Annotated in this window: 19 protein-coding genes; 18 read left to right on the plus strand and 1 reads right to left on the minus strand. The window is 67.5% G+C overall.

The window, feature by feature from the left end; translation table 11 throughout:
* Positions 1-27: 27 nt before the first annotated feature.
* From ROZ00_13460 to ROZ00_13545, 18 genes are all read left to right on the plus strand, one after another.
* Positions 28-621: a riboflavin synthase gene (locus ROZ00_13460; GenBank protein MDT3737229.1), complete on the plus strand. Its 594-nt coding sequence runs from the start codon at positions 28-30 to the stop codon at positions 619-621.
* A complete protein-coding gene (ribBA, locus tag ROZ00_13465) occupies positions 618-1,727 on the plus strand; it encodes a bifunctional 3,4-dihydroxy-2-butanone-4-phosphate synthase/GTP cyclohydrolase II (protein MDT3737230.1) in 1,110 nt (369 codons plus the stop codon). The genes ROZ00_13460 and ribBA overlap by 4 nt, the downstream gene beginning before the upstream one ends.
* Before the next feature lie 4 nt (positions 1,728-1,731).
* A complete protein-coding gene (ribH, locus tag ROZ00_13470) occupies positions 1,732-2,205 on the plus strand; it encodes a 6,7-dimethyl-8-ribityllumazine synthase (protein ID MDT3737231.1) in 474 nt (157 codons plus the stop codon).
* Positions 2,202-2,663, plus strand: coding sequence for a transcription antitermination factor NusB (gene nusB, locus ROZ00_13475; protein MDT3737232.1), 462 nt, complete (start codon positions 2,202-2,204; stop codon positions 2,661-2,663). The genes ribH and nusB overlap by 4 nt, the downstream gene beginning before the upstream one ends.
* The gene (locus ROZ00_13480) at positions 2,660-2,923 is read left to right on the plus strand and encodes a hypothetical protein (protein ID MDT3737233.1); all 264 of its coding nucleotides are present in this window, start codon (positions 2,660-2,662) and stop codon (positions 2,921-2,923) included. Before nusB ends, ROZ00_13480 begins: the two co-directional genes overlap by 4 nt.
* Positions 2,924-2,943: 20 nt before the next feature.
* The gene (gene thiL, locus ROZ00_13485) at positions 2,944-3,903 is read left to right on the plus strand and encodes a thiamine-phosphate kinase (protein MDT3737234.1); all 960 of its coding nucleotides are present in this window, start codon (positions 2,944-2,946) and stop codon (positions 3,901-3,903) included.
* Positions 3,900-4,382 (plus strand): phosphatidylglycerophosphatase A, encoded by a 483-nt coding sequence (locus ROZ00_13490; protein ID MDT3737235.1) that lies wholly within the window; start codon positions 3,900-3,902, stop codon positions 4,380-4,382. The genes thiL and ROZ00_13490 overlap by 4 nt, the downstream gene beginning before the upstream one ends.
* The gene (gene pncC, locus ROZ00_13495) at positions 4,375-4,890 is read left to right on the plus strand and encodes a nicotinamide-nucleotide amidase (GenBank protein MDT3737236.1); all 516 of its coding nucleotides are present in this window, start codon (positions 4,375-4,377) and stop codon (positions 4,888-4,890) included. The genes ROZ00_13490 and pncC overlap by 8 nt, the downstream gene beginning before the upstream one ends.
* Before the next feature lie 89 nt (positions 4,891-4,979).
* Entirely contained in the window at positions 4,980-6,002 is a 1,023-nt protein-coding gene (recA, locus tag ROZ00_13500) for a recombinase RecA (protein MDT3737237.1), read from the plus strand.
* 29 nt (positions 6,003-6,031) lie between these two features.
* Positions 6,032-6,433: a recombination regulator RecX gene (gene recX / locus ROZ00_13505; GenBank protein MDT3737238.1), complete on the plus strand. Its 402-nt coding sequence runs from the start codon at positions 6,032-6,034 to the stop codon at positions 6,431-6,433.
* Complete coding sequence (gene lptB / locus ROZ00_13510) at positions 6,430-7,152, plus strand: LPS export ABC transporter ATP-binding protein (protein ID MDT3737239.1); 723 nt, start codon at positions 6,430-6,432, stop codon at positions 7,150-7,152. The genes recX and lptB overlap by 4 nt, the downstream gene beginning before the upstream one ends.
* Before the next feature lie 39 nt (positions 7,153-7,191).
* Positions 7,192-8,616, plus strand: coding sequence for an RNA polymerase factor sigma-54 (locus ROZ00_13515; GenBank protein MDT3737240.1), 1,425 nt, complete (start codon positions 7,192-7,194; stop codon positions 8,614-8,616).
* A gap of 65 nt (positions 8,617-8,681) precedes the next feature.
* On the plus strand, positions 8,682-9,002 hold the full coding sequence (gene raiA / locus ROZ00_13520) for a ribosome-associated translation inhibitor RaiA (GenBank protein MDT3737241.1): 321 nt from the start codon (positions 8,682-8,684) through the stop codon (positions 9,000-9,002).
* Between the two features lie 122 nt (positions 9,003-9,124).
* Positions 9,125-9,610, plus strand: coding sequence for a PTS IIA-like nitrogen regulatory protein PtsN (gene ptsN, locus ROZ00_13525; GenBank protein MDT3737242.1), 486 nt, complete (start codon positions 9,125-9,127; stop codon positions 9,608-9,610).
* The gene (gene hprK, locus ROZ00_13530; protein MDT3737243.1) at positions 9,579-10,523 is read left to right on the plus strand and encodes an HPr(Ser) kinase/phosphatase; all 945 of its coding nucleotides are present in this window, start codon (positions 9,579-9,581) and stop codon (positions 10,521-10,523) included. The genes ptsN and hprK overlap by 32 nt, the downstream gene beginning before the upstream one ends.
* A 91-nt stretch (positions 10,524-10,614) precedes the next feature.
* Positions 10,615-11,277, plus strand: a complete 663-nt coding sequence (locus ROZ00_13535) for a hypothetical protein (GenBank protein MDT3737244.1) — start codon at positions 10,615-10,617, stop codon at positions 11,275-11,277.
* Between the two features lie 14 nt (positions 11,278-11,291).
* Positions 11,292-12,089, plus strand: coding sequence for a hypothetical protein (locus ROZ00_13540; GenBank protein ID MDT3737245.1), 798 nt, complete (start codon positions 11,292-11,294; stop codon positions 12,087-12,089).
* 144 nt (positions 12,090-12,233) lie between these two features.
* Positions 12,234-14,540 carry a serine/threonine-protein kinase gene (locus ROZ00_13545; protein ID MDT3737246.1) on the plus strand — a complete coding sequence of 769 codons (2,307 nt, stop codon included), beginning with the start codon at positions 12,234-12,236 and terminating at the stop codon, positions 14,538-14,540.
* Between the two features lie 51 nt (positions 14,541-14,591).
* On the opposite strand, the gene ROZ00_13550 is transcribed toward ROZ00_13545, so the two are convergent.
* Complete coding sequence (locus ROZ00_13550) at positions 14,592-15,491, minus strand: adenylate/guanylate cyclase domain-containing protein (GenBank protein MDT3737247.1); 900 nt, start codon at positions 15,489-15,491, stop codon at positions 14,592-14,594.
* Between the last annotated feature and the right edge of the window lie 19 nt (positions 15,492-15,510).

Below are 15,510 nucleotides of genomic sequence, written 5' to 3' on the forward strand. Positions count from 1 at the left end.
GTTTCCTTATATTCCCCTTCTTCCAACGTGTTTTCCGGAATCATCGCCGCCGTCGGCAGGATCACCCATCTGCAAGCCCTGGAGAAAGGCCTGCGCCTGACCGTCGAAGCGCCCGGCCTCGACCTCGGCGACGTCGCGCTGGGCGACTCGATCGCCCACGGCGGCGTCTGCCTCACCGTCATCGAGAAGACCGGCGGCAGCTACAAGGTCGACGTCTCGCGCGAGACCCTCGACTGCACCGTCGGCCTCGACGCACCCGGCGAAGTCAATCTCGAAAAGGCGCTGCGCCTGGCCGACCGCCTCGGCGGCCACCTGGTGACGGGCCACGTGGATGGCGTCGGCGAGGTCCTGAAGTTCGAGAAGATCGGCGAGAGCCACGAGCTGGTGATCCGCGCGCCGAAGCCGCTGGCGAAGTACATCGCGCGCAAGGGCTCGATCACGGTCAGCGGCGTCAGCCTGACGGTGAACCGGGTCGACAAGACCGACTTTTCCATCAACCTGATCCCGCACACCGTGGCGGTGACGACGCTCAAGCACCTGAAGGCCGGCGCCAAGGTCAATCTCGAGATCGACCTCGTCGCCCGCTACATCGAGCGCATGCTGAGCGCGGAGAACGAATGACTGCACTTTCCCCCATCAAGGACATCATCGCCGACATCCGCGACGGCCGCATGGTCGTGCTGGTCGACGAGGAGGACCGCGAGAACGAGGGCGACCTCGTCCTCGCCGCGGAGTACGTCACGCCCGAGGCGATCAACTTCATGGCCAAGCACGGCCGCGGCCTGATCTGCCTGACGCTGACCGAGGCGCGCTGCCGCCAGCTCAACCTGCCGCTGATGGTGCGCGACAACCGCTCGCCGCACGGCACGGCGTTCACGCTCTCCATCGAGGCGGCCGAGGGCGTCACCACCGGCATCTCGGCGCACGACCGCGCCCGCACCGTGCAGGCGGCGGTGGCCAAGCGCGCGCAGCCTTCAGACATCGTCCAGCCCGGCCACATCTTCCCGCTGATGGCGCAGAACGGCGGCGTGCTGGTGCGCGCCGGCCACACCGAGGCCGGCTGCGACCTCGCCCACCTGGCCGGCTGCGAGCCGGCGGCGGTGATCTGCGAGATCCTCAAGGACGACGGCACCATGGCGCGGCTGCCCGACCTGATCGAGTTCGCCAAGACGCACGGCCTGAAGATCGGCGCCATCGCCGACCTGATCCACTACCGCAACGAGAACGAGACGCTGGTCGAGCGCATCGCCGAAAAGGACGTGGCCTGCGCCCACGGCGACTTCCACCTGACCGGCTACCGCGACAAGACCAGCGGCGACGTGCACATCGCGCTGGTGAAGGGCAAGATCGACCCGAAGGCGGAAACCCTGGTGCGGGTGCACGAGCCGATCACCGTGCTCGACTTCCTCGACTGCCAGAGCGACCGCCACAGCTTCAGCGTGGATCGCGCCATGCGCACGATCGCCAAACACGGCAGCGGCGTCATCGTGCTGCTGCGCCGCGCCAGCTCGACGCCGGACCTCCTCGCCGCCCTGCAGGGCGAGGGCGAGGCCGCCAAGCCGGCCGCCAAGTGGGACCCGCGCCTCTACGGCATCGGCGCGCAGATCCTGCGCGACCTCGGCGTGCGCCGCATGAAACTGCTCGCCAGCCCGCGCAAGATGCCGAGCATGGCGGGCTTCCAGCTCGAGATCACCGGCTACCTGACTCCCGAAGACGCGAAGGCATAAACCCATGGCACGCTACGACGACATCGACGAGTTCGAGCCCGACCTGAAGGGCGCCGGCCTGCGCATCGGCATCGCCATGAGCCGCTTCAACATCGACGTCAGCGAGGGCCTGCTCGGCGGCTGCACGGCCGAGCTGAAGCGCCTCGGCGTGCGCAGCGCCGACATGCAGATCGTCACCGCCCCGGGCGCCCTCGAGCTGCCGCTGATCCTGCAGACGATGGCGCAGAGCGGCCGCTTCGACGCCCTGGTGGCGCTCGGCTGCGTCATCCGCGGCGAGACCTACCATTTCGAGATCGTCTCCAACGAATCCGCCCGCGGCATCACCGACGTGCAGCTCGCCACCGGCATGCCCATCGCCAACGGCGTGCTCACCACCGAGGACGACGACCAGGCGCTGGCGCGCATGGTGCAGAAGGGCATGGAGGCCGGCCAGGCCGCGATTGAAATGGCGAACTTGCAGATGTTCCTCAAGAAATGAAATCGCCCAGACGCCGCGCCAGGGAATTCGCGCTGCAGGGCCTTTATCAGTGGCAGCTTGCCGGCCATGACGTGCCGGCGATCGAGGCGCACCTGGCCGCCGCGGGCGGCTTCGACAAGATCGACCGCGCCCTGTTCGAACTGCTGCTGAAGGGCGCCATCGACGAGGCGGCGGAACTGCAGGCGATGATCGAGCCGCAGCTCGACCGCCCCTACGCCGAGCTCTCGCCGGTGGAGCGCGCCATCCTGCTGCTCGCCACCTTCGAGCTGAAGCGGCATTTGGAAGCGCCCTACAAGGTGGTGATCAACGAAGCCATCGAGCTGGCCAAGAGCTACGGCGGCACCGATGGACACAAATATGTGAACGGCGTGCTGGACAAGCTCGCCGCAGTGATGCGGCCCGAAGAGGCCGCGCGGCCCAACAGAGCCAAAAAACCGAAATCCCTGGAGGAGCAATGAGCAAGGAACCCATCGTTCGCGCCAACCCGCAGACGGCGGAGGACAAGCATCCGAAGCACTACCTCGCCGACTGGTGGATCTATGCCGTCCTGGCCTTTTTCGTCGGCGGCCTGATTTTCATGACCTACGCGCTGACGCTGCGCGGCGACGTCATGACGGAATTCGGCAAACCGGGCAGCAAAACCGCCGCGCCGCCGGGCGGCGCACCGGTGCCCGCTTCTGCGCCTGCCGCTGCGCCCCCGGCCGCCGAGAAGAAGTAACTCGGCGCACGGAAATCACCGTGCCCTCGGAATTCGAGCTGATTGCCCGCCACTTCACGCGCCCGGTGCGCCACACCGTGCTGGGCGTCGGCGACGACGGCGCGGTGCTGCGGCCGGCGCCGGGCATGGACCTGGTGGTGACCACCGACATGCTGGTGGCCGGCACGCATTTCCTGCCCGATGCCGATGCCGAGGCGCTGGGCTGGAAGGCCCTCGCCGTGAATCTCTCCGACCTCGCCGCCATGGGCGCGCAGCCGCGCTGGGCGGTGGTGGCGGCATCGCTGCCGGCCGCCGACGAAACCTGGATCGCCGCCTTCGCGCGCGGCTTCTTCGCCTGCGCCGAAGCTTTTGAAGTCGACGTCATCGGCGGCGACACCACGCGCGGGCCGCTCAACCTCGCGCCGACCGTCTTCGGCGAGGTGCCGCAGGGGCAGGCGCTGACCCGAGCCGGCGCGCAATCCGGCGACGAGCTCTGGGTGTCGGGCACCCCCGGCCTGGCGGCGCTGGGCCTGAATCACCGGCTGGGAAAAGTCAGTCTGGGCGAAGCGGCGATGGCGCCCTGCCTGGCCGCGCTGGATCGGCCACAGCCGCGTGTCGCGCTGGGCCTCGCCCTGCGCGGGGTGGCCAGTGCCGCCATCGACGTCTCCGACGGCCTGCTCGCCGACATCGGCCACATCCTCGAACGCTCCGGACTGGCGGCGGACATCGAATTCGCCCGACTGCCGCACGCCGCACTGGAAACGGGCGCCGACGCTGCCATCGCGCAGCGCTGCCTGATTGCCGGCGGCGACGATTACGAACTGGCCTTCAGCGCGCCGCCCGCCCGGTGCGGCGACATCGAGGCGCTTTCGGCGCAGCTCGGCCTGCCGCTGACGCGCATCGGCCGCCTGCGCGCGAGTCCGGCCGGCGAACTGATCCTGCGCGATGCCGACGGCCAGCCGATGCCCGTCGGCCGGCGCGGCTTCGACCACTTCGCATGAAGCCGACCTTCCGCTTCCTTTTCGCCCACCCGGCGCACTTCATCGCCCTCGGCTTCGGCAGCGGCCTCTCGCCGTTGGCGCCGGGAACGGCCGGGACGCTGGCGGCCTGGCTGCTGTTTCCCATCTTCAGGCCGCATTTCTCCGAGCTTGGGTTTTTCGTCTTTCTGGTCGCCGCCTTCGCCGTGGGCGTCCTCGCCTGCGCCCGCTGCGGCCGCGACCTGGGGGTGGTCGACCACGGTTCCATCGTCTGGGACGAGATCGTGCCGTTCTGGCTGGTGCTGCTGATGACTCCGGATGGCTGGCTCTGGCAACTGGCCGCCTTCATCTGGTTCCGCTTCTTCGACATCACCAAGCCGCAACCGGCGCGCTGGATCGACGGCCACATGAAGCACGGCTTCGGCGTCATGCTCGACGACCTGGTGGCGGCCGGCTATACCTTATTGGTGCTCGCGCTCTTCAAAGTGCTGTTCAATGGATAAGGAACTGGAAGACCTGTCGGTGCGCGTCGGGCAAGCCCTGCTCGACCGCAAGTCAATGCTCGCTTGCGCGGAATCCTGCACGGGCGGCTGGGTTGCCGAAGTGGTCACGGCGACCGGCGGCAGTTCGCAGTGGTTCGAGCGCGGCTTCGTCACCTATTCCAACGCCGCCAAGCAGGAACTGCTCGGCGTGAAGGCCGACACCCTGCGACGGGACGGCGCCGTCAGCGAGGCCGTCGTGCAAGAGATGGCGGCCGGAGCGCTCAGGCGCAGCCACGCCCACGCCGCCCTGGCGATTTCGGGTGTGGCGGGCCCTTCGGGTGGCTCACCGGGTAAGCCAGTGGGCACCGTATGCTTTGCCTGGGTCCTGCGGGGCGGGGAGCCGACGGCGGAGACGATGCACTTCTCCGGCGACCGCGAAGCGGTTCGCAAACAGTCGGTGGTCCATGCCCTGCGAGGCCTGCTCCGGAGGCTTGCCGAAGCGAGCGCTAACATCGATGCAAGCAATTGATTTGTTGATGTTTTAATTGGCGTTTCGCCCGAGAGCCGACCCGGCAAAGACTGTGCCATAATTCAACCGAAACTCACTGGGGAACCACTATGGATGACAACAAAAGCAAGGCGCTCTCGGCCGCACTGGCCCAGATCGAGAAGCAGTTCGGCAAGGGCTCGATCATGCGCCTGGGCGACGGCGAGGTGGAAAAGGACATCCAGTCCGTCTCGACCGGTTCGCTGGGACTGGACATCGCCCTGGGCATCGGCGGCCTGCCGCGCGGCCGCGTCGTCGAGATCTACGGCCCGGAATCCTCCGGCAAGACGACCCTGACCCTGCAGGTCATCGCCGAGATGCAGAAGCTCGGCGGCACCGCCGCCTTCATCGACGCCGAGCACGCCCTCGACCCGCAGTACGCCCAGAAGCTCGGCGTGAACGTCGGCGACCTGCTGATCTCCCAGCCCGACACCGGCGAACAGGCGCTGGAAATCGCCGACATGCTGGTGCGCTCCGGCGGCATCGACGTGGTGGTGATCGACTCGGTCGCGGCGCTGACGCCGAAGGCCGAGATCGAGGGCGAGATGGGCGACCAGCTGCCCGGCCTGCAGGCGCGCCTGATGAGCCAGGCCCTGCGCAAGCTCACCGCCAACATCAAGCGCACCAACACCCTCGTCGTCTTCATCAACCAGATCCGCATGAAGATCGGCGTGATGTTCGGCAACCCGGAGACCACCACCGGCGGCAACGCGCTGAAGTTCTATTCCTCGGTGCGCCTGGACATCCGCCGCACCGGCAGCATCAAGCGGGGCGAGGAAGTCGTCGGCTCCGAGACGCGGGTGAAGGTGGTGAAAAACAAGGTGGCGCCGCCCTTCCGCCAGGCAGAATTCGACATCCTCTACGGCGAGGGCATCTCGCGCGAGGGCGAGATCATCGAGCTCGGCGTGCTGCACAAGCTGGTGGAGAAGTCCGGCGCCTGGTATGCCTACAACGGCGAGCGCATCGGCCAGGGCAAGGACAACGCCCGCGAGTATCTCAAGGAGCATCCCGAGATGGCGCGCGAAATCGAGAACAAGGTGCGCGCCGCGGTCGGCGTGGCCGAGCATCAGGCCGCCGTCGCGGCCGAGGCTTGAGCGGAGATCTGAAAGGCAAGGCGCTGCGAATGCTCGCCCGGCGCGAGCATTCCCGCGCCGAACTGGCCAGGAAACTCGCCGCCGAAGGAACCCGGGAAGACATCCACGCCGTGCTCGACCAGCTCGAACGCTCCGGCCTGCTCTCCGACGCGCGCTTCGCCGAGACCTTCGTCTCGTCGCGCGCGGCGCGCGTCGGCAACGCCCGGCTCCGCCACGACCTGCGCGCCAGGGGCATCGCCGACGAGGTCATCGCCGCGGCGCTGCCGGCGGAAGCGGACAGCGAGACCGAGCGGGCGCGCGAGGTCTGGCGGCGCAAGTTCGATGCGCCGCCGGTCGACCGCGCCGACTACGCGCGACAGGCGCGCTTCCTGCAACAACGCGGCTTCGCCGTCGACATCATCCGCAAGGTGCTCAAGGAACGAGAAGAATGAGTCTGCTCAAGGTCACCGGACTGAGAAAGAAGTACAAGGCGCGCACCGTCGTCAAGGACGTTTCCTTCGAGGTGAGAAGCGGCGAGGTGGTCGGCCTGCTCGGCCCCAACGGCGCCGGCAAGACCACCTGCTTCTACATGATCGTCGGCCTGGTCGGCGCCGACGGCGGGGAGATCGACATCGACGGCGAGGTGCTGACGCACATGCCGATCCACCGCCGCGCCAGGCTCGGCCTGTCCTACCTGCCGCAGGAAATCTCGGTGTTCCGCAAGCTCAACGTGGCGGAGAACATCCGCGCCGTGCTGGAATTGCAGCCGCTCACCGAGGAGCAGATCGAACAGCGCCTGGAGGATCTCCTGGCCGAGCTGCACATCAGCCACCTGCGGGACAATGCGTCCATCTCCCTGTCCGGCGGCGAACGGCGGCGCGTCGAGATCTGCCGGGCGCTGGCCACCAGCCCGCGCTTCATCCTGCTCGACGAGCCCTTCGCCGGCGTCGACCCGATCGCCGTGCTCGACATCCAGAAGATCATCCGCTTCCTCAAGGAACGCGGCATCGGCGTGCTCATCACCGACCACAACGTGCGCGAAACGCTCGGCATCTGCGACCATGCCTACATCATCAACGAGGGGGAAGTGCTGGCGGCGGGCAAGCCGGAGGAAATTGTCTACAATGAAAGCGTACGCAAGGTCTATCTGGGCGAGCACTTCCGCCTTTAGAAAAAGGCCCCGGCTCTTGCCGACCATCCTTGTCGGTCGATGAAACAAACACTTCAGCTCAAGCTCTCGCAGCATCTTGCCCTGACGCCGCAGCTGCAGCAGTCGATTCGCCTGCTGCAGCTGTCCACGCTCGAGCTGAACCAGGAAATCGAGAACTTCCTGCAGGAAAACCCGCTGCTCGAGCGCGAGGACGAGCCGGCGCCGGAGGCGCCCGTCTACTCGGCCTCGGGCGACGCCCTGCAGGCGCCCACGGAATCCCTCGACGGCGGCCTGCCGGAGCCGAACTTCGGGGATGCCAGCCCGGCCGACTGGATCGGCGAAGGCGGCGGCGCCGCCGCGCCGCGCGACGATCGCAACGACGACGAGCCCTCCTACGCCGAGATCCAGGCCGCCGCCACCTCCCTGCGCGACCATCTCGGTACGCAACTGGCCATGATGCCGCTCTCCGAGCGCGACCGCAGCCTGGTGCGGCTGCTGATCGAGGCGCTCGACGACGACGGTTACCTGGCGCAAAGCCTGGAGGAACTGGTCGATCTGCTGCCGGCCGAACTGGAGGTCGGCCTCGACGACCTGCAGATCGCCCTGAAGCACCTGCAGAACTTCGACCCGCCCGGCATCGGCGCGCGCAACGCCTCGGAATGCCTGGCGCTGCAACTGGCCAACCAGGCGGCGTCGAAGACGCGCGACCTGGCGCTGAAAATCGTGCGCAACCACCTCGACCAGCTCGCCGCACGCGACTACGTACGCCTGCGCAAGGCGGTCGCCTGCAGCGAGGACGAACTGCGCGAGGCCCAGGCGCTGATCCGCTCCCTGAATCCGCGGCCCGGCGCCCAGTTCTCCCCGGCCGACACGCGCTACGTCATCGCCGACGTCATCGTGCGCAAGGTGCGCGGCCAGTGGACCGCCTCGCTCAACGGCGAGGCGATGCCGAAGCTGCGCATCAACCGCCTCTACGCCGACATCCTGCAGGGCCAGCGCGGCTCCGGCCTCGCCAGCCAGCTGCAGGAGGCCAAGTGGCTGATCAAGAACGTGCAGCAGCGCTTCGAGACGATCCAGCGCGTCTCCCAGGCGATCGTGGACCGGCAGCGCCAGTTCTTCGAGCACGGCGAGGTGGCGATGCGCCCGCTCACGCTGCGCGAGATCGCCGACCAGCTCGGCCTGCACGAATCGACCATCTCGCGGGTGACGACGCAGAAATACATGGCCACCCCGCGCGGCGTGTACGAGCTGAAATACTTCTTCGGCAGCCACGTCGCCACCGAGGCCGGCGGCGCGGCGTCCTCGACGGCCATCCGCGCGCTCATCAAGCAACTGGTCGGCGCCGAGGACGGCAAGAAACCCCTGTCCGACGCCCAGCTCGCCGAAATCCTCGGCCAGCAGGGCATCGTGGTGGCGCGGCGCACCGTCGCCAAGTACCGCGAGGCGCTGAACATACCGCCGGTCAACCTGAGGAAGTCGATTTAACCGCCGTAAACCAGTCCTATCCCGCCGGGACGGCAGCCGTTCCGGCACCACACCAAGGAGGCATCATGAACATCAACATCACCGGACACCACCTCGAAGTCACGCCGGCCATCCGCGACTACGTCCAGGCCAAGCTCGACCGCGTCATCCGGCACTTCGACCATGTCACTGCGGTGCACGTCATCCTGTCGGTGGAGAAGCTGCGGCAGAAGGCCGAGGTGACGGTGCATGTGCGCGGCAAGGATATCTTCGTCGAGGCCCAGGACGAAAACCTGTATGCCAGCATCGACGCCCTCGCCGACAAGCTCGACCGCCAGGTGCTCAAGCACAAGGAAAAAAAGGCCGAGCACGCCCACGAGGCCCTCAAGCGCCAGGCGGTCGAATAGGCCTCGCCCCCGGTGGGGCTTTCCCGGTATAATCCGCCGCCAGCCAAGGAAAGCCCCACAGGACCGCTCCCAGCCGCTTTCGCCAGCACTTCCCACAGCCACCTGCCGCTGCCCGTAACACCATGAACCTGATCGCCAAGCTCCTTCCCCTCTCCAACGTCCAGGTCGGCCTCGAGGCCAGCAGCAAGAAGCGCGTCTTCGAGCAGGCCGGCCTGTTGTTCGAGAACAACCAGGGCATCGGCCGCAGCACGGTGTTCGACAGCCTGTTCGCTCGGGAGAAGCTCGGCTCGACCGGGCTTGGCCAGGGCGTGGCCATCCCGCACGGCCGCATCAAGGGCCTGAAGGAAGCCGTCGGCGCCTTCCTGCGGCTGGCCGCGCCTGTGCAGTTCGACGCGCCCGACGGCAAGCCGGTGAACCTCCTGTTCGTGCTGCTGGTACCGGAGCAGGCCACCGAGCAGCACCTGCAGATCCTCTCGGAACTGGCGCAGATGTTCTCCGACCGCGCCTTCCGCGAGCAGCTGGCCGCCGCCGCGGACGCGGCCGCCATCCATGCCCTGTTTACCGGCTGGGAAGCCCATGCGGCAGGCGAGCGTCGCGCAGCTATTTGAGTACCACCGGGAGCGACTCCAGCTGCTGCGGGTCAGCGGCAACCTCGACGCACCCATTTCAATCAATCACGCGCATTCTTCCCCGGCCGATCTCGTCGGCCACCTCAACCTGATCCACCCCGACCGCATCCAGGTCATCGGCGCGCCGGAAATCAACTGGGCCACCAAGCAGCACGCGGTGCGCGTCTCCCGCCACATGGAGGAGATCATCGCCGCCCATCCGCCGGCCGTGATCGTCGCCGACGGCTGCGCGATCCCCGCCTCCGTGCGGGAGGCCTGCGAAAAATCGGACACGGCGCTGTTCTCGACGCCGCAATCGGCCGCCGTCGTCATCGACCTGCTGCGCCTGTGGCTGTCGCGCCAGCTGGCCGAGACCGTCGAGCTGCATGCCGTCATGATGGACGTGCTCGGCATGGGCGTGCTCATCACCGGCGACTCGGGCGTCGGCAAAAGCGAGCTGGCACTGGAGCTCATCTCGCGCGGCCATGGCCTGGTCGCCGACGACATCGTCGAAATCGCGCGCGTCGCGCCGAATTCCCTCGAAGCGCGCTGTCCGCCGATGCTGAAGGATTTCCTCGAGGTGCGCGGCCTCGGCGTACTCAACATCCGCACCGTTTTCGGCGAGACTGCCTGCCGCCGCAAAATGAAGCTGAAGCTGATCGTAAACCTGCTGCGGCCCCAGAAGGGCGCGGTGGAGATCGACCGCCTGCCGCTGGGCGCCGAGGCCCACGAGATCCTCGGCGTGCCGGTGCGCAAGGTCAGCATCCCGGTGGCCGCCGGCCGCAACCTGGCGGTGCTGCTGGAAGCCGCCGTGCGCTCGACCATCCTGCTGCTGCGCGGCATCGACAGCACCCAGGAATTCGTCGAGCGGCACAAGCAGGCGATGGACGACGGCGACGGCGCGGCCGGCTGAGCGCGCCGGCAGCCGGCCGGCGCGGTTGTACGCCGGCGGCTTTTTTGCCACAATCATTCCCCTTGCATTACGCCGCCCGCCGAGAACGCCCATGCGCCGCAGCCGTTTTCCGTTCGCCGTCCCCTACGCACTGACTTTGGCCCTGGCCTGCGGCAGCGCCCAGGCCTTCAAGTTTTCCGAGGAAGAGGAAAAGGCCAAGGCCGGCGACCAGGCCCGCGGCCAGCGCATCGGCCAGCTGGTGTCGACGCCCTGCAAGCAGCAGCTGAAGAACCGGAAGATCATGCTGGTCATCGCCGAGCGCACCTCGAACGGCTACAACACCGTGCAGAGCCGCTACGGCCCGCACTTCCAGGCCATCAACCACCGCCTGCGCGCCCTCGGCCTGAAGACCTACACGCAGGAGGAGATCCGTGCCCAGATCGCCCAGGCGGAGATCGACGCGCACTTCCGCAACGATCCCGACGCCGCCATCGCCGCCTCGAAGAAGCTCGGCGCCAGCTTCATCCTGCGCGGCCTGATCACGACGCAGACCGGCATCAATCCGGTGCTGAAGATCAACGAGGTCGCCGTGCACATGGGCTTCACCCTCGTCTCGGCCGGCGGCAAGACGATTTCCAACGTCACCGCCAAGGCGGATTCCTATTCCGGCACCGACACGCTCGGCATGGCGCTCACTCTGGTGAACGAACAGGCCGACGAGGCGGTGGCCCAGCTCTACAACGACTACTGCCGCCTCGCCGGCAAGAATAAATAACCGGGGACTCCAGCATGAACGCTCCGCTTCGCACCATCAGCCTCGCCCTGTTTGCACTGGCCGGCACGGCCGCCGCCCAGCCCACCTTCGACAGCCCCTCGCCGACCCAGGGCAGCAGCACCTCGCAGAAGGCCAACGAGATGGCCGACAAGGGCATGTACAAGCCGGTCGAGTACGTCAACGCCGCCAGGCCGGGACCGATGATCATCGTCATCCCGGGCGAGGTGAAGAGCAACAACGCCAACTTCGCGCAGAAGTTCGGCCCCAACAACATCGCCGACTTCGCCGAACTGGAGCTCGGCAAGGCCAACTTCAAGGTGCTGGAACGCTCCAGCCTCGGCCACCTGCTGCAGGAATTCCAACTCGCCTACAACCTGGGCGATCCCGACACGGCGCGGAAATTCCTGCAGAAAGGCAAGCTGAAGACCACCAAGTGGGTGATGAAGTTCGACATCCTCAAGGCCGAGCAGGTGGCGCAGGCGCAGGAAGGCTTCAGCGGCCGCCCGATCGGCGCGCTGCTGGGCATCTTCGGCAGCGGCCGCGGCGGCGCCGCCGGCGACGTCGTCGTCAGCTCGGTCGACACCCGCGAATCCACCGGCGTCTGGATCATCGGCATGCGCTGGAAGATCATCGACGCCAATACCACCGAGCAGGTCGCCACCGGCTATACGGAAGAGAAGATGGAGCTGGGCGCGAAGTCGACTTCGGTCCTGGGCTTCTCCGGCGGCGAGGCCGGCGGCCTGACCCTCGACGGCATGGTGCAGCGCCTGGTGCAGAAGAATGTCTGGGAAATCGATTCGAAGCACAAATGAGCCTTCCCCCCGCCCCCCTTCCCCGGGAAGGGTGTGACGGTTGTTCGCGGGCTATGCCCGCTCCATGTGTTGACTGCCCCGCCTTGGGGCGGCCCGGCGGCGGGGCCCGCACTCCGACCGACGCAAGTTGAGGGAGCAGCCGAAATGACCGATTTGAAGAAGCTCGGCAAGTACGAGATCCGGGGCGAGCTCGGCCAGGGCGCCATGGGCATCGTCTACGACGGCTTCGATCCGATGATCGGACGCCGCGTGGCGCTGAAGACCGTGCGTCGCGACCAGCTCGATCGCACCGAGGTCGAGGAGATTCTCGCCCGCTTCAAGCGCGAGGCGCAGGCCGCCGGCCGGCTCAACCACCCGAACATCGTGCAGATCTACGAGTATGGCGAAGACGAGGGCACCGCCTTCATCGCCATGGAGTTCGTCGAGGGACGCGAGCTGAAGGATTATTTCGACGCCGACGAGCGCTTCCCGATGGCCGAGATCGTGCGCATCATGGGCCAGCTGCTCGAGGCGCTCGACTACTCGCACAAGAACGGCGTCGTGCATCGCGACATCAAGCCCGCCAACATCATCCTGCTCAAGGACGGCACGGTGAAGGTGGCCGACTTCGGCATCGCCCGCGTCGAGTCCTCCAACCTCACGCAGGCCGGCTCGGTGCTGGGCACGCCCAGCTACATGTCGCCCGAGCAGTTCATGGGCCAGACCGTCGACGGCCGCTCCGACCTGTTCTCGGCCGGCGTCATCCTCTACCAGTTCCTCACCGGCGAAAAGCCGTTCACCGGCGCGCTGACCACCATCATGCACAAGGTGCTGAAGGAGGAGCCGGCCGCCCCCTCGGCGCTCAACGTCCAGGTGCCGCGGCCTTTCGACGCCCTCATCCGCAAGGCCCTGGCGAAGCGCCCCGACGAGCGTTTCCAGAACGGCCGCGAATTCGCCATCGCCCTGAAGATGGCGGCGGCCGGCCAGGCCGTGCCGGGCGACGGCGACGCCACCTTGGTCAACGATGCCGAGGCGACGCTTGCCATGGAGCGGCCGGCCGCGTCGCCGAAGGCCGCTGCGCCCGCTGCCGCCGCGACACCGGCACCGGCGAAGAAATCCTCGCCCGGCTTGGCGCTGGCCCTCGTCGCCGGCATCGCCGTCGTCGGACTGGGCGCCGCGGCCTATGTCTTCATGGGCAAGGGCGACGCGCCGCAGCCCGCGGCGACGCCCGCCGCAGCCCCCGCCCAGGCCGGGGCCCCGGCCGCGCCGGCCAACGGTGGCATCATGGTCATCAGCGCCCTCGGCCTGGCCGACCCGTCCGACCCGCGCTACCAGAACGACAAAGGCCTGCTCAACGCCGACCTGCGCGAGGACGCCAGGCGCCAGCTCGTCGAGAAGGCCCTCGGCCTCTATGTCGAGCAGGGTTCCCTCGCCAAGAACTACGCGCTGGTGCGCGACAAGCTGCTCGCCCGCAGCGGGGAATTCATCCAGGCCGTGCTGGAGGAGCAGCCGCCGCAGCTGGGCAAGGACGGCCTGATGTCGCTGGCCACGCGCGCCACGGTGCGCGTGCGCGACGTGCAGAAATCGCTCAACCAGATGTCGCGCGAGGAGCGCGTCGAGTTCATCCGCAACAACGGCGACCCGAAGATCTCGGTGGCGATCACCGCCAAGAGCGCCGAGGGCGACCCTGCCGCGCCGGCACAACGCTCGCCGGTGGCCGAAAACCTGCTCAAGGAGCGCATCCACTCCTTCGGCTTCCGCCTGTGGAACGACGACATGGCGAAGGACGGCAAGGGCGGCGCCGATTTCGCCGTCACCGGCGAGGCGAAGTTCAGGAAGCTCTCCGCCAAGCTGGCCGCCTCCGGCATCACCGTCGAGAAATTCGTGCTGACCTCGTGGACGGTGAAGGCCACCGACAAGCGCAGCGGCGAGGAGATCTACTACAACACCCAGATCCCCGAGAAGACCAGCTGGGCGACGGAGGACGAGGCGCTGCGCGACATCGGCAGGCTGATCGGCGAGGAGTTCTCCAAGGGCTTCTTCCTCTCCCATTTCCACTTCAGCGGCCAGAAGGTGCGCCTCAGGCTGCAGGGCCTGCCCAACAAGGACACCGCAGAGCTGGTGATGCGCGAACTGAACGGTCTGCACAGCGTGCTGGCGGCCAGTCTCGCCTCGGGCAGCGCAAGCGACGCCGTGTTCGACGTGGTCCTGTCAGGCGGACTGGCCAACCTGGAACAGCTCGTCCAGGCAGGCATCCTCAAGCCGCTCAACCACAAGCTCGGCAAGCAATGCTTCAATGCCGGCGCGGGCAGCGGCGGCGAAATCGTCGTCATGCTGGAAGCCGGCTGCAAGGACGCCGCCGTCCTCTCCCGTCTCGACACCCTGCCGCCGGCATCGCTGATCGAAGCGCCGCAGTCGCGGCGCGAAGCGGTGGTGAAGAACCCCGAGACGCTGAAGAAGATCAGCATCTGAATGAAAAAGGCCCCGAACCGGGGCCTTCGTTTTTCCGCCCGCGGGCGGCGTTCAGCCGACCCTGAATTCCACCACCTCGGAGGTCGCGTCGCAGGCATGGCCGAAGCTGATGCGCCCCTTGCCGCGCAGGATGACCTCCTCGCGCTTGAGGGCGAACTCCGCTTCCCCGTCGAAGGTGACGTAGGTGCCGTTGGTGCTCTGGTCGATCAGCACGAACTTGTCGCGGCGGCGCTCGATGCGCGCATGGGTGCGCGAGGCGCGCCGGTCGGCGATCATGATGTCGCTGGCGGCATCGCGGCCGAGGGAGAAGGCGCCGTGGCCGGGATCGAGCACCTTCTCCTCCCCGCCATGCCGCACGGTCAGGCGCGCGGCGACGGGGGCCGGCGCGACGCTGCCGGATTTCATGGTGAGATCGTCCGATTCCTGCCAGATCACCTCGCAGACCCGCACGTCCTCCGCCTTGCCCTTGACCGAGAGGGCGTCGATCTCCCGCGTGGACTGCTGCAGCAGCGTCGGCAGGGCGCCGACCGTTTCGCCGGTGGTGATGATCTGGCCGGCCTTGGCCAGTCCGGCCATGCGCGCCGCCGTGTTCACGGTGTCGCCGAAGACATCCTTGGCGTCCTCGATGGCCGGGCCGAAGTGGAAGCCGATGCGGATGGCCAGCTTGATGCCGCTCACGGGCGGCAGGTCGTCGACGCGCTGCTGCATGGAGCAGGCGGCATCCATGCCCGCCTCGGCGCTGTCGAACACCGCCATCACCTCGTCGCCGATGGTCTTGATGACGCGGCCCTTGAACTGCTCGGTGGCGCGCGTCATGCGGTTGAGGCAGCGCTCGACGGCGTGCAGCGCCTCCTTGTCGCCCAGCTTCTCGTACAGCCGGGTGCTGCCGGAGACGTCGGCGAACAGCACGCAGAGGTTGCGTTCGATTTTGGCGCTTTCTTTGGCGTTCATATGTGCGCTGTGATCCCGG

Source organism: Denitratisoma sp. (assembly GCA_032027165.1).
In the GTDB taxonomy this organism is placed as follows: domain Bacteria; phylum Pseudomonadota; class Gammaproteobacteria; order Burkholderiales; family Rhodocyclaceae; genus Desulfobacillus.